General features: G+C 72.2%; 21 protein-coding genes. 12 read left to right on the top strand and 9 right to left on the bottom strand.

Translation table 11 applies throughout. The features are described 5' to 3' along the window. Positions 1-63: 63 nt before the first annotated feature. Complete coding sequence (locus LL239_RS01265; protein WP_228161621.1) at positions 64-1,038, bottom strand: zinc-binding dehydrogenase; 975 nt, start codon at positions 1,036-1,038, stop codon at positions 64-66. Positions 1,039-1,115: 77 nt separating this feature from the next. Between LL239_RS01265 and LL239_RS01260 the strand changes: the two genes are divergently transcribed. Further along, a complete protein-coding gene (locus tag LL239_RS01260) occupies positions 1,116-1,685 on the top strand; it encodes a TetR/AcrR family transcriptional regulator (RefSeq protein ID WP_228161620.1) in 570 nt (189 codons plus the stop codon). Positions 1,686-1,803: 118 nt separating this feature from the next. On the opposite strand, the gene LL239_RS01255 is transcribed toward LL239_RS01260, so the two are convergent. Then, positions 1,804-2,118 carry a YbjQ family protein gene (locus LL239_RS01255; RefSeq protein ID WP_128218063.1) on the bottom strand — a complete coding sequence of 105 codons (315 nt, stop codon included), beginning with the start codon at positions 2,116-2,118 and terminating at the stop codon, positions 1,804-1,806. A 117-nt stretch (positions 2,119-2,235) separates the two neighbouring features. Here LL239_RS01255 and LL239_RS01250 point away from each other — a divergent pair, with 117 nt between their 5' ends. Continuing rightward, positions 2,236-3,420, top strand: coding sequence for a thiolase family protein (locus tag LL239_RS01250; RefSeq protein ID WP_228161619.1), 1,185 nt, complete (start codon positions 2,236-2,238; stop codon positions 3,418-3,420). A gap of 206 nt (positions 3,421-3,626) precedes the next feature. Here LL239_RS01250 and LL239_RS01245 read toward each other — a convergent pair whose 3' ends face one another. Then, positions 3,627-7,124, bottom strand: coding sequence for a choice-of-anchor I family protein (locus LL239_RS01245; RefSeq protein WP_228161618.1), 3,498 nt, complete (start codon positions 7,122-7,124; stop codon positions 3,627-3,629). 186 nt (positions 7,125-7,310) lie between these two features. Between LL239_RS01245 and LL239_RS01240 the strand changes: the two genes are divergently transcribed. The 3 genes from LL239_RS01240 to LL239_RS01230 all read left to right on the top strand — a co-directional run bounded on the left by LL239_RS01240 (position 7,311) and on the right by LL239_RS01230 (position 10,156). Then, positions 7,311-8,033 carry a VIT1/CCC1 transporter family protein gene (locus tag LL239_RS01240; protein ID WP_228161617.1) on the top strand — a complete coding sequence of 241 codons (723 nt, stop codon included), beginning with the start codon at positions 7,311-7,313 and terminating at the stop codon, positions 8,031-8,033. A gap of 81 nt (positions 8,034-8,114) precedes the next feature. Continuing rightward, positions 8,115-9,278, top strand: coding sequence for an acyl-CoA dehydrogenase family protein (locus LL239_RS01235; protein WP_228161616.1), 1,164 nt, complete (start codon positions 8,115-8,117; stop codon positions 9,276-9,278). A 74-nt stretch (positions 9,279-9,352) separates the two neighbouring features. After that, entirely contained in the window at positions 9,353-10,156 is an 804-nt protein-coding gene (locus LL239_RS01230; protein WP_228161615.1) for an enoyl-CoA hydratase-related protein, read from the top strand. A 66-nt stretch (positions 10,157-10,222) separates the two neighbouring features. Here the strand turns inward: LL239_RS01230 and LL239_RS01225 are convergent, their stop codons facing one another. Continuing rightward, positions 10,223-10,750, bottom strand: coding sequence for a MarR family winged helix-turn-helix transcriptional regulator (locus LL239_RS01225; protein WP_228161614.1), 528 nt, complete (start codon positions 10,748-10,750; stop codon positions 10,223-10,225). A 134-nt stretch (positions 10,751-10,884) separates the two neighbouring features. On the opposite strand from LL239_RS01225, the gene LL239_RS01220 reads away from it, so the two are divergent. Next, positions 10,885-11,850 (top strand): cytochrome b/b6 domain-containing protein, encoded by a 966-nt coding sequence (locus LL239_RS01220; protein ID WP_228161613.1) that lies wholly within the window; start codon positions 10,885-10,887, stop codon positions 11,848-11,850. A gap of 223 nt (positions 11,851-12,073) precedes the next feature. On the opposite strand, the gene LL239_RS01215 is transcribed toward LL239_RS01220, so the two are convergent. Continuing rightward, positions 12,074-12,661 (bottom strand): TetR/AcrR family transcriptional regulator C-terminal domain-containing protein, encoded by a 588-nt coding sequence (locus LL239_RS01215; protein WP_228161612.1) that lies wholly within the window; start codon positions 12,659-12,661, stop codon positions 12,074-12,076. A 54-nt stretch (positions 12,662-12,715) separates the two neighbouring features. Here LL239_RS01215 and LL239_RS01210 point away from each other — a divergent pair, with 54 nt between their 5' ends. The 3 genes from LL239_RS01210 to LL239_RS01200 are packed head-to-tail and all read left to right on the top strand — an operon-like array spanning position 12,716 to position 14,600. Further along, positions 12,716-13,330, top strand: coding sequence for a biotin transporter BioY (locus LL239_RS01210; protein ID WP_228161611.1), 615 nt, complete (start codon positions 12,716-12,718; stop codon positions 13,328-13,330). Continuing rightward, positions 13,327-14,010 (top strand): energy-coupling factor ABC transporter ATP-binding protein, encoded by a 684-nt coding sequence (locus tag LL239_RS01205; protein ID WP_228161610.1) that lies wholly within the window; start codon positions 13,327-13,329, stop codon positions 14,008-14,010. Before LL239_RS01210 ends, LL239_RS01205 begins: the two co-directional genes overlap by 4 nt. Further along, complete coding sequence (locus tag LL239_RS01200; protein ID WP_228161609.1) at positions 14,004-14,600, top strand: energy-coupling factor transporter transmembrane component T; 597 nt, start codon at positions 14,004-14,006, stop codon at positions 14,598-14,600. Before LL239_RS01205 ends, LL239_RS01200 begins: the two co-directional genes overlap by 7 nt. Positions 14,601-15,144: 544 nt before the next feature. Here LL239_RS01200 and cofE read toward each other — a convergent pair. Both cofE and LL239_RS01190 read right to left on the bottom strand, forming a co-directional pair. Further along, entirely contained in the window at positions 15,145-15,939 is a 795-nt protein-coding gene (gene cofE / locus LL239_RS01195; RefSeq protein WP_228161608.1) for a coenzyme F420-0:L-glutamate ligase, read from the bottom strand. Position 15,940: 1 nt separating this feature from the next. Further along, entirely contained in the window at positions 15,941-16,447 is a 507-nt protein-coding gene (locus LL239_RS01190) for a GNAT family N-acetyltransferase (protein ID WP_228161607.1), read from the bottom strand. 107 nt (positions 16,448-16,554) lie between these two features. Between LL239_RS01190 and LL239_RS01185 the strand changes: the two genes are divergently transcribed. Both LL239_RS01185 and LL239_RS01180 read left to right on the top strand, forming a co-directional pair. Next, on the top strand, positions 16,555-17,454 hold the full coding sequence (locus tag LL239_RS01185) for a DUF817 domain-containing protein (protein ID WP_228161606.1): 900 nt from the start codon (positions 16,555-16,557) through the stop codon (positions 17,452-17,454). A 23-nt stretch (positions 17,455-17,477) separates the two neighbouring features. Continuing rightward, complete coding sequence (locus LL239_RS01180; RefSeq protein WP_228161605.1) at positions 17,478-18,038, top strand: thioesterase family protein; 561 nt, start codon at positions 17,478-17,480, stop codon at positions 18,036-18,038. Positions 18,039-18,095: 57 nt separating this feature from the next. On the opposite strand, the gene LL239_RS01175 is transcribed toward LL239_RS01180, so the two are convergent. Together LL239_RS01175 and LL239_RS01170 are read right to left on the bottom strand one after the other, a co-directional pair. Continuing rightward, positions 18,096-19,076, bottom strand: coding sequence for an acetylxylan esterase (locus LL239_RS01175; RefSeq protein WP_228161604.1), 981 nt, complete (start codon positions 19,074-19,076; stop codon positions 18,096-18,098). Positions 19,077-19,305: 229 nt separating this feature from the next. Next, positions 19,306-20,424 (bottom strand): S1 family peptidase, encoded by a 1,119-nt coding sequence (locus LL239_RS01170; protein WP_228161603.1) that lies wholly within the window; start codon positions 20,422-20,424, stop codon positions 19,306-19,308. Between the two features lie 209 nt (positions 20,425-20,633). Between LL239_RS01170 and LL239_RS01165 the strand changes: the two genes are divergently transcribed. Next, the gene (locus LL239_RS01165; RefSeq protein WP_228161602.1) at positions 20,634-24,263 is read left to right on the top strand and encodes an aldehyde dehydrogenase family protein; all 3,630 of its coding nucleotides are present in this window, start codon (positions 20,634-20,636) and stop codon (positions 24,261-24,263) included. The last annotated feature ends 132 nt before the right edge of the window (positions 24,264-24,395 follow it).

Below are 24,395 nucleotides of genomic sequence, written 5' to 3'. Positions count from 1 at the left end.
CGTGCGGGTGGGCAGCAACGGCGTGTCTTGGACACTCGAGCGAAGGGGCGGACGCCCCGGGCCTTACGGGCGCAGGAGCACCTTGCCCACGCGCGGCGACAGGCTCGCGGTCACGGCCTCACGGATGTCGTCGAGGGCGAACGTCGCCGCGACCGGGAGGGTGACGGTGCCGTCGGAGAGGTAACGGGACAGCTCGCCGAACAGGGCGCCGCGGGTCTCGGCATCCATCGTCTTGCTGACGACGCTGCCCCAGAAACCCTTCACGGTGATCTGACGGAAGATGATGTCGCCGGTCGAGAGCTCGAGCTTCCCGGCGCCCATCGAGCCGAAGATGACGAGCGTGCCGTTCTCGGACAGCAGCGACAGCACGTCGTCCGCCGCCGTCCCGCCGACCGAGTCGACGCCGGCGACCACGCGCGCGCCGTCGACGATCGCGAGGGCCTTCTCGCGCCAGTCGGGGGCGTCGGTCGACACGACGTCTCCGATCCCCTGCTGAGCCAGCTCGTCGACGGCGCTTTGTCGACGAACCAGCCCCAGGACATGGATGCCACGGGCCTTCGCGATCTGCGCGACCATGCGCCCCACCGCGCCGTTGGCGGTGTTCTGCACGATCCAGTCGCCCGGCTTCAGATCGAGCGAGTGGAGGAGGCTGATGGCGCTGAAGGGCATCGACACCAGCTGTGCCGCGATCTCATCGGGCAGTCCCTCGGCGACGGGGATGAGGCCCGCGGCCGGGGCCAGGACGTACTCGGCCCACACGCCGAAGGTGCCGCCAGTGGCGACACGGTGGCCCACCTCGAGCCCCTCGACACCCTCGCCGACCGCGTCGATGACGCCGACCGCCTCGGTTCCGGCGCGGGCGGGGAGCTCGGGCTTGTAGCCGTAGTCGCCGCGGATCGTCCACAGGTCGTGGTTGTGGATCGGCGAGAGGAGGATTCGCAGCCGCACCTGGCCGGGGCCGGGCTCGGGGGTGTCGAGTTCTTCGACGTCGAGAACGTCGGCCGGTTCGCCGAAGCGGGGGTGCACGATCGCGCGCATGGGTTTCCTCCATGGTCATTTTGTAACGATCGGTCTAATATAGTCCTGTACCGGAGAGAAGGACACCCATGGGCAGGATGCCGACCTTCGACCGCCGCGAGGTCGTCGACGCCGCGCGCGACGTGTTCTGGCGGCGCGGATACGCCGAGACCGGCATCGCCGAGCTCGAGGAGTCGACCGGTCTCACACGCTCCAGCATCTACAACGCCTTCGGCAGCAAGCGGGGGCTCTTCGATGCCGTGCTGGCCGCCTACCTCGATGACATCGTCCGCGCGCGCCTGCGTCCCCTGGGCGGCGGAGACCCCGGCGCCCTCGAGGCGTACGTCGATGAGATGAGCGCCGCCATCGCGGCGGACAGCCCCCGCGCGCGCTTTGGCTGCTTGCTGCTCAACGCCGGCTCGTCGCCGCTCGCCTCCGATGACGACGACGTGCGCGCCCTCGTCTCGGGCTACGCCGCCGAGATGCGGGCCGCCATCCGCGCCGCCGTCGCCGACCGCCGTCCCGATCTCGCGTCGGATGCCGTGGACGCCCTGTCGGCCGTGTGCGCGTCGCTCGTCGTGGCGGCACTCACCCTCGCCCGCGCCGATCGTGACGCGGCCGTGGCGACGCTGGCATCCGTCGCCACGACCCTGGAATCGTGGCGCTGACGCGTCGGGCCGCGCCCCGGCTGCCCGGCATCCTGTTCCGTGTCGGTGAGCGAAGGAGCGACGGGGGCGGGAACGGGGCGGATGGGCGCCGTGACGGGCGCGGCGGTGCTCCGGCGGGTCAGCCGAGTTTCACGGCAGTGCCGTAGGCGACGACTTCCTGGAAGTTCTGCGCGACCTCGCTGGTGTCGAAGCGCATCGCGATGACGGCATCCGCGCCCAGGGCCTCCGCCTGCTCGATGAGGCGCTGCTTGGCCTCGTCGCGGCTCTCCTGCAACTGCTTGGTGAGGCCCTCCAGCTCACCGCCGAAGATCGACTTCAGCCCTGCGCCGAACTGCACGCCGATGTTGCGGGCGCGCACCGTCAGACCGGTCACCTCCCCGTAGACCTCGACGATCTGGCGGCCGGGGACATCGTTCATGGTCGTGACGAGCATGCGGTCAGTCTGGCAGCGCGTCATCCCCCCGCGCCAGTGTGCGTCCGCATCGGAAAGCCCCGGGACAGGGCTCTCGCGGGCACAATGCTGTCATCCCCATCCCTCTCGGAGGTCCGCATGGCATCGACCGCTTCCCGCATCGTCCTGGTCTCCGGTGCCCGCACCCCGATCGGATCGTTCGGCGGCACGCTGTCGAGCATCGACGCGCACGAGCTCGGCGCGGTGGCGGTGACCGCCGCACTCGAGCGGGCAGGTGTGCCGAAGGAGGCGGTCGACGAGGTCATCATGGGCTGTATCGCGCAGAACGGCCCCGATGCCTACAACGCCCGCCGCGTCGCGCTCGCGGCGGGGCTCGCCACACGCGTCCCCGCGTTCACGGTGAACCGCCTGTGCGGGTCGGGGCTGCAGGCCATCTGGTCCGGCGCGCAGGAACTGCGCTGGGGCGGCGTCGACGTCGTGGTCGCCGGCGGCGACGAGAGCATGTCCCGCACGCCGTTCCTCGACTACGGCTCCCGCGGCAACACCCGCCTCGGTGACCGCACGCTCCTCGACGGCACGCTCGCGATCCTCACCGACCCGTTCAGCGGCCGCCACATGGGTACGACCGCCGAGACCGTGGCATCCCGGTACTCCGTGTCGCGCGAGGAGCAGGACGCCTTCGCCGTCGAGAGTCAGCGGAGGGCGGCTCTGGATGCCAGTCGTGCGGCGTTCGCGGAGGAGATCGTCCCCGTGACGACCGGCGGGAAGCGGCCGCTCGAGGTGTCGGTGGACGAGCACCCACGGCCCGGGACGACCCTCGAGGTGCTGGCGGGGCTGAGGCCGGCGTTCGAGCGTGACGGAACGGTCACCGCCGGCAACTCGTCCGGGATCAACGACGGTGCCGCCGCGACCGTGCTGATGCGGGAGGAGGACGTGCGCGAGCGCGGGCTCACGGGCCTCGCGACCCTCGAGGCCGTCACGACGGCGGGGGTCGACCCCGAGATCATGGGGTACGCCCCGGTCCTCGCGCTGCAGCGGCTGTGGGAGCAGACGGGGCTCGCCCCGGCCGATGTCGACGTGATCGAACTGAACGAGGCGTTCGCGGCGCAGGCCGTGGCGGTGATCCGCGACGCGGGCCTCGACCCCGAGAAGGTCAACCCGTACGGCGGCGCCATCGCGCTCGGGCATCCCGTCGGTGCGACCGGTGCGATCCTCACCGTTCGCGCCGCCCTCGATCTGCGGCGCCGCGACCTCGAGTACGCCGTCGTGACGATGTGCATCGGCGGTGGACAGGCCCTGGCGGCACTGCTGCGGAGGTACTGAGCGGCCCGCGGCCGTGCCGTCGTGCGGTGGTCGGGCGCCGCGCCCGGGCGCCGTCGGGCGGAGTTCGGGTGCGACACGTCGGCCGGTGGGGTCGTGGGGCGGCGTGTCGGCGAGTGACTCCGCGTGACGGCTCGGCAGAGGAGGGGATGCGGGATGCCGAACGGCCCCCACCCGGTGAGGGGTGGAGGCCGTTCGTGCGTGCGGGGTCAGACCGTGCGGCGACCGCGCAGGGCGAAGGCGAGACCGCCCCCGACCAGGAGGAGCGCCCCCGCCAGAGCCAGGCCCCACGGGGCCTGGGCCCCCGTGGTCGCCAGGGCGCTGCCCGCTTGCGCGCTCGAGGGCGACGTGCCGGTGCTGCCCGAAGAGCCGGTGCCCGGCTGCTCGGTGCCCGGCTGCTCGGTGCCCGGCTGCCCGCTGTCGTCGCCACCGGGCGTGGTGCCGGTGGAGACGATCGCACGACCGGTCGGGGCCGGGTCGACCACCGGCACCGCGCGGAAGTACGCGAGCGTGGCATCCAGGTCGATCTGGCCCGTGTCGGTGCGATCGGTGCCCTCCGCGAACGTCGGGAACCCGTCACCGCCATTCGCGAGGAACGAGTTGGTGACCACGGTGAACGTGTCGGTCGCGGCGACCGTCCGGCCGTTGTACGTCATCGACACGACGGAGCCGACGCGGGGGTTGGTCGCGTCCTGCGTGTACTCGTAGCTGAAGCCCTCCGAGACGCCCAGGTGCAGCTTCGGACGGTCACCCGTGGCCTTCCACTGCTGGTTCAGGATGTCGCGGATCTGCGCGCCGGTGAGGGTCACCGTGACGAGGGTGTTGGCGAACGGCTGCACGAGAGCGGCCTCCTTGTAGGTCACCACTCCGTCGTCGCCCTTGAGCAGGTCGGCGCGCAGCCCGCCGGGGTTCATCAGCGCGATCTGCGCCGGGGTGCCTCCGTAGGCGGGGTTCTGCGAGGTCGCCCAGAGGTACACGTCGGCGACCCAGTTGCCCATCGACGACTCCACACCGCGGTCGGCTCCCGAGGGGGTGCCTCCGCGCAGGATGTCGGCGCTGACCGTGCCGACCGGCTCCGCGCCGATGACGTCGGCTTCGGCGACGTACCCGTCGACCATGGCCTGGATCGCGGCATCCGCGGGGAAGGCGTTGGCGAGCGGGAAGGTGACGGCCTCGATGGATGCCAGCTCGTCGGTGCGCTTGTCGTAGCGCAGCGACAGCCGACCCATGGCCTTGCCGTACTCCGACGCCTGGATCACGGGGCGGGTGCGATCGGTGCCGGCGATGGGAAGGTCGCACGCGTACGTCTGGTGCGTGTGGGCCGAGACGATGGCGTCGATCGCCGGCGAGGCGTCCGTGGCCAGCGCGCCGAAGCCCGCCCGGTCGGCTGCGACGTCCGCGCAGTCGTTCGAGGTGGCGGCGCCCGAGTGCGTGAGCAGGACGATCACGTCGGCAAGGTCGCCCGCGGTGATCTCGTCGGCCACGCGGTCGGCAGCCTCGAGCTGGTCGCCGAACTCGATGCCGGCGATACCGGCGGGGTCGACCATCGTGGCGGTGTCGGGGGTGACGGTGCCGATGAAGGCCACGCGCACGCCGTCGACCTCTTCGATCGCGTACTCGTCGAGCACGGGCTCCTTCGTGCCCTTCTTGTAGACGTTGGCACCGAGACCGAACTGGCCCCCGCCGTACTCGGCGAGCACGCGGTCGGTGAGGTCGGCGAAGCCGCGGTCGAACTCGTGGTTGCCCACGGCGGAGACGTCGAGTCCCGCGGCGACGAGGGTGTCGATCGTGGGGCTGTCCTGCTGGATCAGCGACGTGAAAGTCGAGGCGCCGATGTTGTCGCCCGCGGACACGAACAGGGTGTTCGGGTTCTGCGCCTCGGTGGCCTTGACGGCGCCCGCGATCACGGCCGCCCCGGCCTCGCCCTGTGATCCGGCTTCCAGACGGCCGTGGAAGTCGTTGATCGTGAGGATGTCGATGTCCGCCACGTTCGGGTCCTCGAGCGCGAAGAGCGTCGTGGTTCCCGAGACCTCGTTGCCGACGGCCAGGAGCGGGCGGCCGTTCGGGGACGTCTCGGCGGGAATGAACTCCACGCCCTCGGGGCCGAGGTCACCGGCGCGCGAGAGCAGCTCGCGGTCGGTCGCCTCGTCGCCGGTCACGTCGTCCTCCATCGAGACCGAGAAGTCGCGGTTGTTGAGGTAGGAGGCGTACGTCGGCGCGGCGGGGTCGGTGATGTCGTAGGTCATGACACCGCCCACACGCTCGAGACCGATGAAGGCGTAGGTGCGTCCGTCGACGACGCCGAGCGCGAGGCCCTCGGGCTCGGGGCCCTTGTCGTCGCTGCGGCCCTCGAGGTTGGACTCGGAGTGGTTGGAGTTGAAGAACTCGGGGTTCGCCGCTTGCGTGATCTCTTCGAACGCGGAGCCGGAGTCGAACACCTGCGTGCCCGTCTCGGCATCCCACACCGAGAACCCGCGACCACCGAACGTGTACAGCTCGGTGTAGCAGGTGCCGTCGTCGTTCAGGCCCATGTCGGTCGCGACATTGAGGCGACCGAGGTCGGCGTCGTCGAGCTCGTCGGCGAGGGCGCTGTCGTCGCAGACGGGAGCGAGCCCGTCGGATCCCAGGTCCTTCGCGCGTGCGGTGTCGGTGAAGTCGCCCCATTCGCGCCCGTCGCCCTCGTTGGCGGTGACGAGGTAGGTCTTCCCTCCCACCTCGTAGGCCTGGATGCCGTCGGGCATGTACATGCCAAACAGGCCGGGGTGGCTCTTCTCGTTGTAGGTGGGCGCGTCCTTCGGGTCGCGATCGCTCGCGTCCAGCGTCTCGGTGCCGTAGTCCTTGAACCCGAGCGACCAGATGTCCGTGACGGTCGCCGAGGCGAGGTCGATCTCGGCGATGGCGTTGGCTTCCTGCAGCGCCGCGTAGGCCGTGCCGCCGGAGACGGCGATGTACTCGGGCTCGAGGTTGCGGCTGACACGGTTGGATGCCAGGGGCGCGTCGCCCTGGTCGGGGGCTGCCACGTCGGGTCCGAACACACGGACGTCGGCGTCGAGTGCGCCCCCCTCGAAGTCGGCGAACCCGGCGGTGCGGACGGCCTCCTGCGCCGGAGCGGCCTTGTCGCCGGGAAGCGCCACCACGCCGATGGAGCCCTCGGGGTCGGTGGAGAAGTCGTCGGCGGGCTCGCCCTCGTTGGCGACGACGGCGAAAGCGCCGTCTTCGCTCAAGGTGACCATGTCGGGGAGTGCGCCGACGGTCACCTCGCCCAGGATGGTCGCGGTGTCGGCGTCGGCGTCGAAGAACACCAGTCGACCGGGCGCGGTCTTGTCCTCGGCCTCGAGCGCGACCACGCCCAGGCCGTCCGCGCGGACGGCGAGCGAGTTCGCCACGCCGGTACCGGTGATCGTGTACAGCGCGGTCGGGGAGCTCGGGTCACTGTTGTCGAGCACCTCGACGGCGCCGGCCTGCGCGTTCACGACGAACAGGCGGTCTTTGTAGGCGTGCACGATCTCGGCGGCCGAGGCGTCGAAGACGCCCGTCTCGTACGAGCCGATCGCCCGCAGTGCGAGGGAGGTGTCGGGGGCGCTGTCACGGACGGGATCGGCGACGATGGCGGCCGAGGCCGCGGTCGATCCGGTCAGCGCGAGCGCGCAGACGGCCGCCGACGTCGCGGTGAAGGCGACGGCACGGCGCAGGAAGGTCGAAGGCATGCGTGTCCTCGGGGTGTCGGGTGGGGATGACACGACCGACGCGGGGGCGTCGGTCGCCTTCACTGTGCCGACCGGCGGTGACGCCAGGGTGAACGGAGCGGGAAGGGACGGGGTGGCGTGCGCCGCGACCTCACCCCGCGGCTCACCGCGCGAGAAGGGCGCTCAACGCAGGACTAAACTGGCCGCGTGACCGATTCGCCCGCCGGAACCCATCCCGATGAGCCGCACCGACAGGGACTCGCGCAGCGCCTGAACTGGCTGCGCGCCGGCGTCCTCGGCGCGAACGACGGCATCGTCTCGACCGCGGCCGTCGTCGTGGGTGTCGCCGGCGCGACGAGCGAGGTGGCACCGGTCCTGATCGCCGGTCTCGCCGCGCTCGTCGGCGGCGCGATCTCGATGGCGCTCGGTGAGTACGTGTCGGTGTCGAGCCAGCGCGACAGCGAGCACGCGCTCATCCAGAAGGAGCGGCGCGAGCTGGCGGAGGACCCGGATGCCGAGTTCACCGAGCTCGTCGGGCTGTACGAGGCGCAGGGGCTCAGCCGCGACACCGCGACGCGCGTCGCGACCGAACTCACGGCATCCAATGCTTTGAAGGCCCACCTCGCCGTCGAGCTCAACATCGACGCCGACGACGTGGTGAGTCCGTGGGCTGCGGCGTTCGCCTCGGCGGTGGCGTTCACGGTCGGCGCGATCCTGCCGATGCTGACGATCCTGCTCGCGCCCATCGAGGTGCGCGTGCCGCTGACCTTCGTCGCGGTGCTGGTCGCCCTGGCGATCACCGGGTATCTGGCCGCCTGGATCGGCGGGGCGCGGCGCGGCCGGGCGATCGTGCGGACGGTGGTCGGCGGTGCGCTCGCGCTGGGCGCGACATACGCGGTCGGGGCGCTGTTCGGGGTCGCGGCCGGCTGATCCTTCGACTTCCTCGCAATTACAAGGACGTCCAACTAAAATTGCTCTCGCGACGACGACGTCGCCGAGAAGGAGAGCCGCATGGACGCCACCCCTGCCCCCGCGCTCGACGCCCTGACCGCCGACGACCGCGCCGCCATCCTCGACGCCGTCCGCGAGTTCGCCGCGACCGAGCTGACCCCGCACGCCCTGGAATGGGATGCCGCGAAGCACTTCCCGCGCGACGTGCTGCGTCGCGCCGGCGAGTTGGGACTGGGCGGCGTGTGCGTGCGCGAGGACTCCGGCGGCGCGGGCTTCCCCCGCCGGTTCGCCGTCGAGATCTTCGAGGAGCTCGCCGTCGGCGACCCGACGCTCACCGCGTACGTGACGATCCACAACATGGTCGCGTGGATGATCGACGCCTACGGCGACGACGCGCAGCGCGACCGGTGGCTGCCGGGACTGGTCTCGATGCAGCAGCTCGGCGCCTACTGCCTCACCGAGCCCGGGGCGGGGTCGGATGCGGCCGCGATCACCACATCGGCCATCCGGCACGGCGACACGTACGTGCTCACGGGCGTGAAGCAGTTCATCTCGGGCGCCGGCGAGGCATCCGTCTATGTGGTCATGGCGCGCACCGGCGAGCCGGGTGCGCGGGGGATCAGTGCGTTCCTCGTGCCCGCCGACTCCGCGGGGCTGTCGTTCGGGCCGAACGAGAAGAAGATGGGCTGGAACGCCCAGCCCACCCGGCAGGTCGTGCTCGATGAGGTGCGCGTGCCCGTCGCGAACCTGCTCGGCGGCGAGGGGCGCGGCTTCGGGATCGCGATGGCGGCGCTCAACGGCGGACGCCTCAACATCGCCGCATGCTCGCTCGGCGGTGCCCGCTGGGCGATGGAGCGCGCCATCGCCTACGTGCACGAGCGCTTCACGTTCGGCGACCCGCTCGCCGAGAGGCAGTCGGTCGTCTTCTCCGTCGCCGACATGGCCACCGAGCTGGAGGCTGCGCGACTGCTCGTGCACTCGGCGGCGGAACACCTGGATGCCAAGGCCCCCGACGCGCCGACCCGGTGCGCCATGGCCAAACGCTTCGCGACCGACACCGGCTTCCGCGTCGCGAACGAGGCGCTGCAGTTGCACGGCGGGTACGGGTACCTGCACGACTACGGCATCGAGAAGGTCGTTCGCGACCTGCGCGTGCACCAGATCCTGGAGGGCACCAACGAGATCATGCGGCTCATCGTGGGGCGGAGCGTCCTGGCCGCCTGACCGGAACCCCCTCGGCGATGTCGGGAATGCATGCGACGATGCCGGGGAAGCCCACCGATCACGACGGGAGTGACATGAACGACGAGCACACCGGCGACCGCAGCGCCGCATACGAGACGATCCGGGTCGAGCAGCGCGGGCGGGTGGGGTGGATCACCCTCGACCGGCCCGAGGCGCTGAACGCTCTGAACACGCGGTCGATGGTCGAGGTGGTCGCCGCGGCGACGGCGTTCGACGACGCTCCCGACGTCGGGGCGATCGTCATCACCGGGTCCGAGAAGGCGTTCGCGGCGGGAGCCGACATCAAGGAGATGGAGGGCAAGTCGGGGCTCGAGATGATGCTGACCGACCACTTCGGCGCGTGGAGCCGCTTCGCCGCGGTGCGCACCCCGGTGATCGCGGCGGTCTCGGGCTACGCCCTCGGCGGCGGATGCGAGCTCGCGCTGATGTGCGACGTCATCCTGGCCTCCGATCGGGCGAAGTTCGGCCAGCCCGAGATCCAGCTCGGGGTCATCCCCGGCATGGGCGGAACGCAGCGACTCGTGCGGGCGCTCGGGTACTACAAGGCCGCCGAGATGGTGCTCACCGGCCGCATGATCGACGCGGCCGAGGCTGAGCGCGCCGGACTCGTCTCGCGGATCGTCCCCGCCGCCGATCTCCTCGACGAGGCGGAGGCGGTGGCGCGGACGATCGCCGAGAAGCCTCTGCCGGCGCTGTACGCGGCGAAGGCGGCGCTCGATGTCGCGCTGGAGTCGACCCTCGCCGAGGGCGTGCGCTTCGAGCGTCAGGCGTTCGCGGCGCTGTTCGACACCGCCGACCAGAAGGAGGGCATGGCCGCGTTCCGCGAGAAGCGGTCGCCGAACTTCGCCCACCGCTGAGCCGGCCGCGCCCGGCGGGACGCGGTGCCGGCCGCGCCGGGCCGGAACGCCGCGCCGGCGCCGGTCTCACAGCGGGTCGGGCGTCGGCGGCGGGTCGGCGAAGTCTCCCGCGTTCCTGCGGAAGCGCGCGATGATCCGCACCAGTTCGGTCGCGTCCTCGGGTGACAGGCCGGGGTCGCGGAACACCACGTTCAGCGCCGCCGTGGCTTCGTCGACGCGTCGGCGCCCGGCATCCGTCAGCACCAGAAGGGCCGCGCGCCCGTCGGTGGGATGCGGTTCGCGCGCGAGCAGTCCGTCGCGGGCGAGCCGCTCGACGGTGTTGGTGACGCTGGTCGGGTGCACCTGCAGCCGCGCGATCGCGCTGGTCATCGGCATCCGGCCCTCCCGGGTGAAGGCGAGCAGCCGCAGCATCTCGAAGCGTGAGAACGTCAGGTCGAGCGGCTTCAGGGCGCGCTCGATGGATGCCATGAGCAACTGGTGCGCGCGGATCACCGACGTCACCACGGTCATGCCGTCGGCGGAGTCGTCCCACCCGTGCGCGAGCCACTGGCGCTTGGCCTCGGCGATCGGGTCGACCGGTAGGCGTCGGGGCATCCGTCCTCCTCCCGCCTCACGGTATCGCGCTACCACCACCCCCTCCGGCGATCACACGCGCGCCGCACGCGGTCGGGCGGCGGCCGGTTTCGGTATCGTCGGAGGTCGGTCCTCGCTCCAGCCCAGAGAAGTAGATGGCGTCCACACCCCGCACCCCGCACCGCGGGTCGTCGCGCGTGTTCGGCGAGCTCTCGCCCGCGCAATGGGTCGGATCCGTGCTGCTCCTGGGCGCGGCGGCGCTGGTCCTCGCCGTCTTCGTGGTGCTGATCGCACGGGTGCTGGTGTCGCTCGGTCCGGTCCGGGAGTTCCTCGTCAGCTACTCCGGGACGTACCCCTTGCCCGAGGCCGCGCCCCTCGGCATCCCCGCGTGGCTCGGGTGGCAGCACTTCCTCAACAGCCTGTTCCTGCTGCTGGTCATCCGCTCGGGACTGCAGTTCCGCCGCGAGAAGCGGCCGGACGCGTTCTGGTCGCCACGGGGGAACAAGCGGCGCCGCATCAGCCTCGCGCTGTGGTTCCACCAGGCCATCGACGTGCTGTGGATCGCCAACGGCGTGGTGTACATCGTGCTGCTGTTCGCGACGGGGCAGTGGATGCGGATCGTCCCGACGTCGTGGGACGTGTTCCCGAACGCGGTGTCCGCGGCGCTGCAGTACGCCGCACTGGACTGGCCGACCGAGAACGGATGGGTGAACTACAACAGCCTGCAGCAGCTGTCGTACTTCGCGATCACCTTCGTGGCGGCACCCCTGGCGATCGTCACCGGTGTCCGGCTGTCGGGGGTGTGGCCGCGGGAGGCGGAGCGTCTGAACCGCCTGTTCCCCGCGGAGTGGGCGCGCCGCATCCACTTCCCCGTCATGCTCTTCTTCGTCGCCTTCATCGCCGTGCACGTGTTCCTCGTGCTCGCGACGGGCGCGCTGCGCAACCTGAACCACATGTACGCCGCACGAGGATCGGTCGACCCCGACGCCTTCGCGTCCGACCCGACCGGACTGCTGCTGTTCGCGGCATCCCTGCTGGCCATGGCCGCCGCGTGGATCGCCGCCCGCCCGTCGTTGCTCATCCCGATCGCGCGGCTGTTCGGCGACGTGAAGCAGCGCTGACGCGCCGCGGCCGGCGGGGTGTGCAGCCCGGGTGCGGGCGGCCCGGGTGTGGGCGACCCGGGGGTGGGCTGCCGGGGTGTGGGCTGCCCGGGTGTGGCTGCCGGGATGTGTGCCGTCCTGCGGAGATCGGGGATGACGCGCCGGTCGGGGCTGCGGGTGGCCGGCGTGTCGGGGGAGTGTTCCGCGGGACGGCTCGCTCGCAGCCCCGCGTTCCGCGAACGGACTACGGGGTCGTGGCCGTCGGGGCGGATGCCATCGCCTGCAGGCCCCGATGGATGAGGTCGACACCGAAGGCGAAGTCGGCGTCGGGAAGGTGCGCGGCACCGGGGGCGACGACGCCGACGCTGTCGTACTGCAGGCGCTGCTGCTCGTGCCAGACATGGCCCAGGACGAAATGCAGCAGGGTGGTCGCCGTGCGGCCCGCGACCTCCGGAGAGAAGCCCTCGGCGACCACGGCGGCGGTCAGTCGATCGAGGGCGGTGGACGCACCGAGACCGAGCGCGAGCGTGCTCGAGACCACCTCGGCACCGTCGCGATAGGCCAGGAGGGCATCGCGGAGGGCACGCGCTTCGGCGGCGACCCCGCTCCCGCGCAGCAGGGAGGGTGCCTGTCCCACGATGCGGTCGGAGAGCTCGGCCAGCAGCGTCTGCTTGTTGGGGAAGTGCCAGTACAGGGCGCTCGGCTGGACGTCGAGGCGCGTCGCCAGGCGACGCATGGTCAGGTCGGCGAGACCGTCGTCGTCGAGGATCCGCAGCGCGGCACGCGCGACGTCGTCGGCCGAGTGGCCGCGAGCGCGTCCGGGAGGAGTCACGATCCGAGTATAGTGAACGCCGTTCAGGTGAACGCTGTTCAGGTAAGGATCGACATGAGCACTCCCTCCCGTTATCGCTCTCCGGATGCCACGGACCTCGCGCGCGTCGCCGTCTTCGCGGCGCTCATCGCGGTGCTCGGCCTGCCGGGAAGCTTCCCCGTCTTCGGCGGCGTCCCGATCACGGCCCAGACCCTGGGCGTCATGCTCGCCGGCGCCATTCTCGGTCCGTGGCTCGGTGCCCTGTCGGTGACGATCCTGCTGGCCCTCGTCGCCGTCGGGCTTCCGCTGTTGGCCGGCGGGCGCGGCGGTTTCGCGATCTTCCTCGGTCCGACCGCGGGCTACGCGCTCGGCTGGATCCTGGGAGCGATCGTCATCGGCCTCATCGTCCACGCCGGCAACCGCCGCCCCGTGTGGTGGCGCACCGCGATCGCGATGATCGCCGGAGGGGTCGTCGCGATCTACGCGCTCGGCATCCCCGTGCAGAGTCTCGTGACCCGCCTCCCGCTGGGGGAGACCGCGCTGACGAGCCTGATCTTCCTTCCCGGCGACCTGCTCAAGGCCGTCATCGCCACGATCGTGGTGAGACTGCTCGTGCGCGCTTACCCTCGCGGGTTCCGTCGCTCGTGGCGCTCGGTGTCCGCCGCGGAGCCGGCCCCCGTCGCCGCGTGATCCTGCACTGCCGCGACCTGGGGGTCCGGCTCGACGGCCGGGAGGTGCTCCGCGGTGTGAGCCTCGACCTCGACGCGCGCACGATCGCGGTGATCGGTGACAACGGTTCGGGCAAGTCGACGTTCGCTCGCGTGATCGCCGGTCTCGTCCGCCGTGACAGCGGCGACGTGCGGGTAAGGGGTCTCGACCCCGACGAGGATGCCGCCGAGCATCGCCGCCGCGTGGCTCTCGTGCTGAGCAATCCCGACGCCCAGATCGTCATGCCCGTCGTCGCCGACGACGTCGGTTTCTCGCTGAGGGCCGAGCGGCTGCCGAAGACGCAGCGGGACGAGCGGGTGGCCCGGGCCCTGGAACGTTTCGGCCTCGCGGACTTCGCCGAGCGGTCCGCGCACGATCTGTCGGGAGGTCAGAAGCAGCTGCTGGCGCTGTGCGGCGCTTTCGTGCGCGAGCCCGACCTCGTCGTCGCCGATGAGCCCACGGCTTACCTCGATGCGCGCAACGCCCGCCGCGTCGCCGGGCATCTGCTCGCCGACTCCGGGCACGCGCTCGTGGTCGTCACCCATGACCTCGCCCTCGCGCGGCGCTGCGAGGCCGCCGTGCTGTTCGCCGACGGGGGTGTGAGCGCCGCGGGCGCGGCATCCGAGGTCGTCGACGCGTACGAGCGGGCACTGGTGTGCTGAGCCTGTACCGCCCGGGTGCCGGGATTCTGCATCGTATGCCCGCGGGACCGAAGATGCTCCTGGTCGCCGTCGCCGCGATCGGTCTCGCCGCGCTGCCGACGGCGGCGTGGGTCGCGGCGGTGTGCGCGGCGGCGGTCGTCGCCGCCTACGTCGTCGCGGGCGTGGGCCTGCGGGAGTTGGGGCGTCACCTCTGGGGCCTGCGCTGGATCATCGCGATCACCGCGATCGGTCAGCTCATCTTCCTCGGCCCCGAGCCCGCGCTGGCCAACACGGCGCGCGTCGCGGCCGCCCTGCTCGTCGCTGCGCTCCTGCCGCTCACCACGCGGGTGGACGACATGCTCGACGCCCTCGAGCGTGGCTTCGGCCCGCTGCGAAGAATCGGGATGGATGCCGAGCGCGCCGCGCTCCTGCTCGCCGTGACGATCACCACGATCCCGGTCCTCGCGCGGCTGGCCGCCGAGGTACGCGAGGCCCAGCGGGCACGGGGCGCGCGCCCGTCGCTGCGCGCCGGGATCGTGCCGTTCGTCGTGCTGTCGCTGCGCCACGCCGATCAGCTCGGCGAGGCGCTGGCCGCCCGCGGCATCCGCTGACCTCCCCTGCGGATGCGGGGCGCTGACGTCCGCACCGCCCCGCGCTGACGAGCCTTGTCCCACTTGTTGCTGTGTGCAGCCTCCTCAGGCAGCACAATGTGGGACACGCACCCGCCATAAGTGGGACGAGGGGTCTCCCCGCCGGGGTGACCTCGCGCGGTCACATGCGAATGTGTAGAGCGCGGACCTTGTCCCACTTTTTGCTGTGTGCAGCCTCCTCAGGCAGCACAATGTGGGACACGCACCCGCCATAAGTGGGACGAGGGTGTCCCCGCCGGGGTGACCTCGCGCGGCGGTCACGTGCGAATGTGTAGCGCGCGCGAACCTTGTCCCACTTGTTGCTGTGTGCAGCCTCCTCAGGCAGCAGAATGTGGGACACGCACCCGCCATAAGTGGGACGAGGGTGTCCCCGCCCGGGCGACCTCGCGCGGCGGTCACGTGCGAGTGTGTGTCGCGCGCGGACCTTGTCCCACTTGTTGCTGTGTGCAGCCCCCTCAGGCAGCACAATGTGGGACACGCACCCGCCATAAGTGGGACGAGGGGTCTACCCGTCGGCGGCGGTGTCGTCGGCGGCGGTGCGGCCCGCCGCGAACCCGGCGGCGTAGGCCTCGTCGGAGCCGAGGGCGAACATGTCGCGCTCCGCGGGTCGCACGATCGAGCGCGCGCCGGGCAGATCGAGGTCGCCGACGAGATCGGCGCGCCCGCGCACCACGGCGACGGGCAGGCGCGCGGCCTTGCCCTTGACGAGGTCCGTGGCCGCGGCGATCTCGTCGGCCACGCACGGCAGCGTGACGACGAGCGGGCGGCCCTCGGCATCCGTCGTTCCGCGCAGGTCCTCGAACACGCGCACGCCCGCGGCTCCGATCGCGTGGTCGGTCTGCCCCTCTCGCCACGCGCGGCCGAGCGTGTCGGTGATCAGCACGCCCACGCGGGCACCGGTGGCATCCCGCAGGCCCGCCGCGAGCGCGCGCGCCGAGGCGTCGGGATCCTCGGGCAGGAGGAGCACGGTGCCCTCGGGGGTGTTGCTCGCGTCGACTCCCGCCGCAGCCGAGACGATGCCGAGCCGGTTCTCGACGATGCGGGTCACGTGGCCCGCGGGCGAGGTCCGGGATGCCACCAGACGCACGGTCTCGCGTGTGATCGCGTCCTCGCGGTCGTCGGCGTGCAGGATCCGGCCCTCGGCCTTCGAGACGATCTTGCTGGTCACCACGACGATGTCGCCATCCCGCAGGCCGGATCCCTCGCGCGGATCGGCGTCGACCGCGGCCCTGATCACCGCGACGAGGTCGGTGCCCGGCGCGATCTCCCCGATGCCGGGAAGGGCCCAGATCTGCAGCACGTCAGCGGACGAAGCGGACCTCGGTGAGCTCCTCACCGAGGAACGGCTGCACCTGGGTCGCCCCGTCGAGCGTGAACCCGTTGCGCGTGTAGAAGCGGTGCGCGCGGGGGTTGTCGTCCGCGACCCACAGGTACAGGCCTTCGCCCTCTTCGACGGCGGCGTCGAAGAGCTGCTGACCGATGCCGGTTCCGTGGAACTGATCGAGCAGGTAGATGAAGTACAGCTCGCGCGGGCGCGGGGCGTCGTCATCGCGGGCCGGGCCGGATCCGACGAAGCCGACGATCTCGCCGTCGACGAGCGCGGCCCGCATGCGGTAGTCCTCGCCCTGGGAGGCCCAGTGGGTCCAGAGCTCGGCCATGCGCTTGGGGGACACCGCTTCGAGCGCGGCCCTGCTGATGAGGTGGTCGTAGGTCTCGTGCCAGCACGTCGCGTGCACACGACCGAGGGCCTCGGCATCCACATCGCGCACCGGACGGACGACGGTGTCGGCTCGGGTCTCCGCATTCATGGCGCGACTCTACGCGGCCGTCGTGCGACGGTGAAATCGGATGCAGGGGGCCGTGCGATGCGCTATGGCCCCGGCATCCTGCCAGACTCGCGTGCCACGATCCGGGCATGTCCGCGCGTCCCGCCCTCACGTCGGTGGAGGCGCGGATCGATGCCCTCGCGAACAGGCTGCTGCGGTCCGCGCCGGCCACCGGGACGCGGGCTCGCCTCGTCGAGCTGGCCGTCTTCGTGCTCAAGCAGGCGTGGGCGTGCGTGTTCGGTGCGACGTTCCTCGCGGTGGTCCTCGCGGCCAAGCTCTGGTACCCGGTGGACGCACCGCTGGCGCGCAACGACGCCCTGACGATCGCGGCGGTCGTGATCCAGGTCGCGATGGTCGCCGGGCGGCTCGAGACCCTCCGCGAGCTGCGGGTCGTCGTGCTGTTCCACGTGGTCGGCACGGTGATGGAGCTGTTCAAGACCGACGTCGGGTCGTGGATGTACGCGCCGGAGGGCGTGCTGCGGCTCGGCGGCGTGCCCCTGTACAGCGGGTTCATGTATGCCGCGGTCGGAAGCTACATGGTGCGCGTGTACCGCCTCTTCGACCTGCGGTTCTCGCGCTACCCGCAGCGCTGGATCACGGCCGTCGTGGCCGCGGCGATCTACGCGAACTTCTTCACCCACCACTGGATCGTCGACCTCCGCTGGGTGCTCCTGGCGGCTGTCGTGGTGCTGTGGTGGCGCACGAGGATGCACTTCCGATTCTTCCGCGGAACGTTCCGGATGCCGCTGCTCCTCGCGTTCGCGGGGGTCGCGGTGTTCATCTGGCTCGCCGAGAACATCGCGACGTACGCCGGCGCGTGGCTGTATCCGACGCAGGTGGCCGGATGGCATCCGGTGGACGTGTCGAAGCTGTCGTCGTGGTTCCTGCTGATGATCGTCTCGGTCGTGCTGGTGACCTGGGTGTACCCGCCGCGCGAGCCGGACGCGTCGACATTGTCCGCTGTCCACAAAGGAGTCGCCGGTTCGTAGGGAGATCACTACGCTCGCCCGTCGTGAACGTCCTGTGGCGCACCCTCCTGGTCCTCCTCCGCGCGCGGCGCCGGCTGCGCCGCGAAGGCCCCGTCGACCCGAACAGCATCGGGCGGATGCGACTGCGCGTCCTGCCCACCGACATCGACCTGCTCCGCCACCTCAACAACGGTCGATATCTGTCGCTGTTCGATCTGGGGCGGTGGGACCTTCTCACGCGCACCGGGATCGCCGGGGCGATGGCATCGCACGGGTGGTACGCCGTCGTCGCCGCCGAGACGATCACGTTCCGCCGTTCGCTGGAGCTGTGGCAGCGGTTCGATCTCGAGACCCGCCTGCTCGGGCACGACGATCGCGCCGTCTACCTCGAGCACCGCGCCGTCGTGAACGGCGAGATCTTCGCGCGCGCCGTCATCCGGGCCCGCATCCTGCGTCGCTCCGGCGGGACGGTGCCCCACGACGAGCTGTTCGCGGCGGTGGGTCGGCCCGAGGGCGTGCCCGACGTCGAGCCGTGGGTGCACGAGTGGGCGGCGGCCTCGGCGCTGCCGTCGACGCGGCGCCCCGCGCCCAGCGACTGGCGCTGACCGGCGGGGTGCGGCTGTCGGCGTCGTCGCTGCCGGACGACAGGCGCCGCGCCCGCCTCAGCTCACGCCGAAACGGGCATCCAGCCAGGCGACCTGACGGGCCCAGTGACGCGTGCCGCCGCCCTCGTGACCGTTGTACGGGTACACCTCGATCGCCGCGTCCTCGGATGCCAGGGCGTGGAAGGCCGCGAACACCCCCGACGGGAGCACGATGTCATCCATCAGCGCGACCGAGAAGAACGCCGGGGCGTGGATGCGCCGGGCGAGGATCGCCCCGTCCACGTGCGACAGGGTGTGCAGCGCCGCCGCGGTGTCGTCGCGGTGGATCGACAGCCAGCGCGTGACCTCGGTGAACGGCGCCGAGGGGGTGCGGACGATCGCATTCGGGATGTCGCACAGGAACGGCACGTCGGGCATCACCGCGGCGACGGCGTCTCCGCCCAGCGCGGCGGCCGCGATCGACAGGGCGCCGCCCTGGCTGCCCCCGGTGACCGCGATGCGGGTGGCATCCACTCCGGGGAGCTCGCGCACGACGTCGATCAGGCGTGCCGCGTCCGTGTAGAGGCGGCGGTAGTAGTACTCGCGCGGGTCGTGGATGCCGCGGGTCATGACGCCCGGGTAGGCGGCGGTGGATCCGTGGGGGTCGGGGGTGTCTCCGATGCTCCAGCCCGAGCCCTGGCCGCGGGTGTCCATGATGACGTGGACGTATCCGGCGGCCGCCCAGGCGATCTTGTCGCCGGGCAGGCCCCGACCGCCGCCGTACCCGATGAACTCGACGACCGCCGGCAGAGGGTCGTCGCCGTGCGGGCGCACGACCCATCCGCGGATCTCGTCGCCGGCGAAGCCGGTGAATGTCAGATCGTGCACCGCCAACGCGCGGACCGGGCCGTCCACCGGCGTGAGCGTCGCGGGGCGGGCGGCGGCGCGGGCCTCTTCCACCGTGTCGGCCCAGAAGGCATCCAGGCCCTCGGGCTCGGGCAGCGCCGGACGATACTCGCGCAGCAGCTCGAGCGGCATGTCGGTGAAGGTCTGAGCCATGAGGGTCTCCAGGGTCGGGGCGAATCGACAGTAGCGAACGCGGGCCACCCCGGTGCGCTCGGACGCGAGATCGGTGAAACATGCCGACGTCGTCCCGCGCCGCCCCTCCCGCGCCCGTCTTCGCCCCGCGGGGCCTCGCCCGAGCGGTGCGGCGCCCCGGCCGGCCGGTCGGGGAGAGGCGGAAGCCCCGGCCGCGCGATGCGCGACCGGGGCTTCTCGGCATCCTGGATCAGCTGGTGAGCAGTTGCAGCCCGTAGGCCTGGAGGATCTCGTTGACCGGCTGGAAGTAGGTGGTTCCACCGGTCGAGCAGTCGCCCGAACCGCCCGATGTCACGCCCTGTGCCTGATTGCCCGCCAGGAGCGAGCCGCCGGAGTCCCCGGGCTCGGCGCAGACCGAGGTGCGGATGAGGCCGGACACCGATCCTTCGGCGTAGCGCACGGTGGAGTTGTACGCCTGGACCTGACCGCAGTGCCATCCGGTGGTCGAACCCGAGCGGCAGACGGTCGCACCGACGGCGGCCGGAGTGGATCCCTTCACGGCGACGGTCCCGCCTGCGTAGTCGACGACCTGGCCGACCGGGGTGTGGCTCGGAGTGGCCACCCAGGCGTAGTCGTTGCCCGGGAACGAGGAGCCCTGGAACGTGCCGTAGGTGGTGCGGTCACCGGCGACACCGCAATGCCCCGCGGTCACGAAGCCGCCCTGCACGGCGAAGCCGACCGAGCAGCGGCCGGCGTCGTTGATGTAGTACGCCACGCCGCCGCGGATCGTGTCGAACGTCTCGGGAGCGGCGACATCGGTCTCGAGACGCACTGCATCGGCGGGGGCCCCGAGCGACGCGACGAAGTCGGCCGCGACCTGCTCCCCGCCGGTGACGACGTCGACGACGACGTCGTTGGACGCGACGTCGATCCACCACGACGGGACGACGTCGGGCACCTCGGCGGAGGCGATCCGTGCGCTCAGGGACTCGAGGTCGGCGAGCGAATGCGCGGCGGGAACGGGCACGGCACCGGCTCGCGTGACGGCGGCGCGGGCTTCGTCGTCCGTCACGGCGGCGTAGACGGTGCGCGTGGCCTCGTCGAGCCAGGTGCCCGCGAACGCGTCGCCCGTCGCGGCGGCGGCGTCGGCGGCGGTGCCGATCGCGTCGGCCTGGAAGCGCAGCACCTCCTTCGCGCCGTCCACGTCGGTGCCGAGATCATGCGCCATCGCCTCGAGGAGTCGGGCGTCGACGCCGTCGACGGCGGCATCGGGTGCGGGCGACTGGGCCAGCGCCGGGGCGGCGGCCGAGGTCGTCAGGAACAGGCCGAGGGCAGCGATGCCGACGGCCGCTTTCGATATGCGGTTCACGGGGAGTGGCCTTCCATCCAGGGGGGATAAATGGTTGGGTACCCACGCACATGAAAGCACGACCGGGCCAGAAAACGAAGCATGTGTATAGTTTTCTGCCGGCGGTCCCTCCTTCCGGCGGTGATGTCCCGGTCACCCGCCGCGCCCAGTTCGAGGGGCGACCGGCGGGCCGCGGGTGGACGGCGACCGCCCTGCCTAGGCTGTGGAGCATGAGCGAGAACGACCCGCAGACGCACGGTTCCCTGCTCTCCGGCGACGCCGTCGAACGCGCCCTCGCGCACGTCGCGGCGTTCGCCGCGGCCGCGGCGACGTCGTCGTCGCCCCTCGCGTCACCGCGCTCCGCCGGCTTCCTCGCGGCCGCCGCCGACGGCGTGCTGCGGCCGGTGGGGACGACGGCCCCCGCCGCGGCGCTGCACCGGCTCGCGGGGGAGGTGCCCGACGGCCTGTCGTGGATGCTGCGCGGTGCCGTCCAGCTCGGTGGAGCCATCGCCCCCGTCCTGCCGACGCCCGCCGTGCCGCTCGCGCGCCGCGCCCTCGCCGACGTGCTCTCGTCGCTCTTCCTCGATGCGCGCGGCGACCACCTCGGTCCGGCCCTGGCAGCCCTCCGCGCCGACGCGGCCATGCCGGACGTGCGGCTCGTCGCGCCGCCCGTACTCGGGTCGACCGCCGCGCGGCACCGGCTCGACGGCATCCGGGCCCTCGCTGCCCGGGACGACGTGGAGCGCGTGTCGGTCGCGGTGCGCGAGGTGGTCACGGGGCTGTCGGGATGGGCGTTCGAGGCCGATGTCGAGCACGCCGCCGAGCGGCTGCTGCCCCTCCTTCTGGATGCCGCGTCAACGGGCACCTGCGTCACTCTCGTCGCCGAGGGGCGCGACGACCTCGACCTGACGATCGCCGTGCTCGCGCGCGTCGGCGAGGAGTCGCGACTGCGGAACGCACCCGTCGGCATCGAGCTGCCCGTCGCCGTGCCCGAGACGCTGGGCGCCCTGCGGGAACTGGCCGCGTGGGCCCGCGTGCGGGTCGCCGACGGTGCCGCACCGCTCGCGGTGCGCCTCGACGACTCCGTGCCCCTCACGGACGATGCGCTGCGCGCCGCGCGTCACGGGTGGCCCGCGCCCGCGGTCGCCGCGACCGCCGATCTGGACGCCCTCACCGTCGCGACCGTTCGCGAAGCGCTCGGACGCCGTGCCGTCGAGGGTCTGCGGGTCGAGTTCGCCACGGGCGACCCGGTGCGGGCGGCGGTCGTGCGCACGCTCGCCGAGTCCGCCGACGCGCCCATCGACCTCGCGACGCCGCTCGGTGTCGGCGGGAGCGGGGGAGAGGCGCGCGTCGTGACGGCGCCCGTGGTGCACCCCGACGACGCCGACGCGGTCGTGGCCGCCCTCGCCGCGCGCGTCGCGCAGCGCCTGGCACCGACCGACGTCGACACCGAGGCTCGCGTGACGGCGGCGCTCGCGACGCCCGAGGCGACGCCGGCTCCGCCGCGCGCGCCACAGCGCCGGGTGGCGCCCAGGCCGCCGATCCTGCGTGAACCCGCCGCGGACGACGACGCCGAGCCCGGGCTCACGCAAGCGGTGCTCGGTATCGCCCGTGACGCCGCACCCGGCGACACCTCGGCGCTGGGTCCGGACGTGCAGCAGATGCTCTTCGGCGGCCAGGCGTTCGTCGACACCGCGGTGTTCTCGGTCCGCGAGACGACCGAGCTCGCGGGGGCGGCGCCGGGCTTCCGCAACACCGCCGCCACCGATCCGAGCGTGCCCGAGGACCGCGCCTGGGCGCACGACGTGCTCGCCGCCGTCTCGGGCTCCACGGCCGGGGATGCCACGGCCGCCGCGGGCCGCGTCGACGACGAGGCGGGCTTGGACGCGGTGATCGCCCGGGTGCGCGAGGCCGCGGACGAGTGGGGAGGGCGGGCAGCGATCGACCGCGCCGCCGTGATCGAGACGGCATCCCGCGCTCTCGCCGAACGGCGGGCGGAACTCGTCGAGGTGCTCGCCTCGGAAGGCGGAGCGCTCTTGACCGAGGCGGACGCCGAGGTGGACACCGCCGTCGACGCCGCGGCCTACTACGCGGCCACCGCGAAGGAGCTCGACCGGGTCGCCGGTGCCGTGTTCGTGCCGGATCGGGTCACCGTCGTCGCCCCCCGCTGGAACTCCTCGGTGGGTCTGTGCGCGGCCGAGACGCTCGCCGCGCTCGCCGCGGGCTCCGGCGTGGTGCTGACGCCGTCGCCCCGGGCCCGTCGCGCCGGGGCGGTCGTGGCCGAGGCCCTGTGGGCGGCAGGGGTGCCGCGAGATGTGCTCGCCTACGTCGACCTCAATGAGGACGCCTCCGGTCGCGCCCTCATCGTCCACCCGGGTGTCGACCGCGTTCTGTTGTCGGGTGCACGGGCGACCGCCGAGCGTTTCGTCGCCTGGCGTCCCGACCTGCCGATGCAGGCGCTGACGGCCGGCCGCAACGCGGTGATCGTGACGCCGTCGGCCGACCTCGATCGCGCGGTCGCCGACATCGTCGAGGGCGCCTTCGCGCGCGCGGGTCAGGCCGCGACCGCGTCGTCGCTCGTGATCCTCGTCGGCGCTGCGGGACGCTCGCCGCGGTTCCTGGCACAGGTGAAGGATGCCGTGGAGTCGCTGCGGGTCGGACCGGCCGACGACCCGCTGTCCGACATCGGCCCACTCGTCGAGGAGCCGACCGGCGACGTGCGCCGCGCGCTGACCGTCCTCGCCGACGGGGAGCGCTGGCTCGTCGAGCCGCGCGAACTCGACCTCGGACCCGAGACGGCGGGCCGCTTCTGGACGCCGGGCGTGCGCACGGGCGTGCACGCCGGGTCGCACCTCACCCGCACCGCCGTCGCGGCACCGGTGCTCGGCATCCTGCACGCTCCGACCCTGTCGCGGGCGATCGAGTTGCAGAACCTCGTCGGCTCGGGCTTCGTCGCGGGGCTGCACACCCGCGACGCCGCCGAGCTCGACCTGTGGCTCGACACGGTCGAGGCAGCCGTGCTGCGGGTGAACCGCTCGACCACGGGCGCGGTCGTCCAGCGCGAGCCGCTCGGTGGCTGGGGTGCTGCGGGCATCGGACCCGGTGCGATGTCGGGCGGCCCCAACCGTCTCGTGGCGCTCGGATCGTGGCGGCCGTCGTCGGGCGGTCCCGCGTCGTCGACGCTGCACCTGCGGGGCCTCGACACGCGTATCTCGACGCTGATCGAGGCGGCCCAGCCGACGCTCGACTACGCCGCGTTCGAGTGGCTGCGACGCGGGGCGCTGTCGGACGCCGTCGCGTGGGACCGCGAGTTCGGGCGGGTGAAGGACGCCTCGCGCCTCGGCCTCGAACGCAACCTGCTGCGGTATCGCCCCGTCGACGTGGCCGTGCGCGCCACCGGTGACGCCCCGTGGCAGGCGGTGCTCCGCGTTCTCGTCGCGGCGGTTCGGTCCGGTTCGCGTTTCGGCCTGAGCACCCCCGTGGGGCTTCCCGCCGACGTCCGGCACCTCCTCGGCGAGAGCGGCGTGCCCGTCTCGGTCGAGACGGATGCCGAGTGGCTGCAGCGGATGGCCGGTGGGATGCCGGATGCCGAGAGGGACGCCGAGGGCGTCCCCGTCGATGTCGCGCCCGCCGGACCCCGCGCCTCGCGCGTGCGCCTGGTCGGCACGTCGGCGTCGGTCGAGACCCTGCGTGCGGCGCTGGCCGAGACGATCGGAGGCGATCCCGCGCTCACCGTGTACGCGGGCGAGGTCACGACGGCGGGTCGCATCGAGCTGCTGCCGTTCCTGCGCGAGCAGGCGGTGTCCATCGAGGCGTTCCGTTTCGGCCGCCCCGATGCCTGGAGCGCCGAGGTCATCTGACGCGCCGCCGTCCGCGTTCCGGTCGAGCGCACACGTTCCGGTCGAGCGCGTTCCGGTCGAGCGCACACGTTCCGGTCGAGCGCACACGTTCCGAGCGTCCGTTGCGTATGCGCTCGACCCGATCGTGTGCGT

The organism is Microbacterium testaceum, from assembly GCF_020781835.1.
GTDB lineage: Bacteria > Actinomycetota > Actinomycetes > Actinomycetales > Microbacteriaceae > Microbacterium > Microbacterium testaceum_H.
The sequence above is the reverse complement of the archived record's forward strand: the minus strand, read 5'-3'. Positions and strand labels throughout refer to the sequence as shown.

Excerpts from the sequence above, each read along its gene's own strand:
- LL239_RS01265 (WP_228161621.1), bottom strand. The coding sequence starts at position 1,038 with ATGCGCGCGATCGTGCACCCCCGCTTCGGCGAACCGGCCGACGTTCTC.
- LL239_RS01260 (WP_228161620.1), top strand. The coding sequence starts at position 1,116 with ATGCCGACCTTCGACCGCCGCGAGGTCGTCGACGCCGCGCGCGACGTG.
- LL239_RS01255 (WP_128218063.1), bottom strand. The coding sequence starts at position 2,118 with ATGCTCGTCACGACCATGAACGATGTCCCCGGCCGCCAGATCGTCGAG.
- LL239_RS01250 (WP_228161619.1), top strand. The coding sequence starts at position 2,236 with ATGGCATCGACCGCTTCCCGCATCGTCCTGGTCTCCGGTGCCCGCACC.
- LL239_RS01245 (WP_228161618.1), bottom strand. The coding sequence starts at position 7,124 with ATGCCTTCGACCTTCCTGCGCCGTGCCGTCGCCTTCACCGCGACGTCG.
- LL239_RS01235 (WP_228161616.1), top strand. The coding sequence starts at position 8,115 with ATGGACGCCACCCCTGCCCCCGCGCTCGACGCCCTGACCGCCGACGAC.
- LL239_RS01230 (WP_228161615.1), top strand. The coding sequence starts at position 9,353 with ATGAACGACGAGCACACCGGCGACCGCAGCGCCGCATACGAGACGATC.
- LL239_RS01225 (WP_228161614.1), bottom strand. The coding sequence starts at position 10,750 with ATGCCCCGACGCCTACCGGTCGACCCGATCGCCGAGGCCAAGCGCCAG.
- LL239_RS01220 (WP_228161613.1), top strand. The coding sequence starts at position 10,885 with ATGGCGTCCACACCCCGCACCCCGCACCGCGGGTCGTCGCGCGTGTTC.
- LL239_RS01210 (WP_228161611.1), top strand. The coding sequence starts at position 12,716 with ATGAGCACTCCCTCCCGTTATCGCTCTCCGGATGCCACGGACCTCGCG.
- LL239_RS01190 (WP_228161607.1), bottom strand. The coding sequence starts at position 16,447 with ATGAATGCGGAGACCCGAGCCGACACCGTCGTCCGTCCGGTGCGCGAT.
- LL239_RS01185 (WP_228161606.1), top strand. The coding sequence starts at position 16,555 with ATGTCCGCGCGTCCCGCCCTCACGTCGGTGGAGGCGCGGATCGATGCC.
- LL239_RS01175 (WP_228161604.1), bottom strand. The coding sequence starts at position 19,076 with ATGGCTCAGACCTTCACCGACATGCCGCTCGAGCTGCTGCGCGAGTAT.
- LL239_RS01165 (WP_228161602.1), top strand. The coding sequence starts at position 20,634 with ATGAGCGAGAACGACCCGCAGACGCACGGTTCCCTGCTCTCCGGCGAC.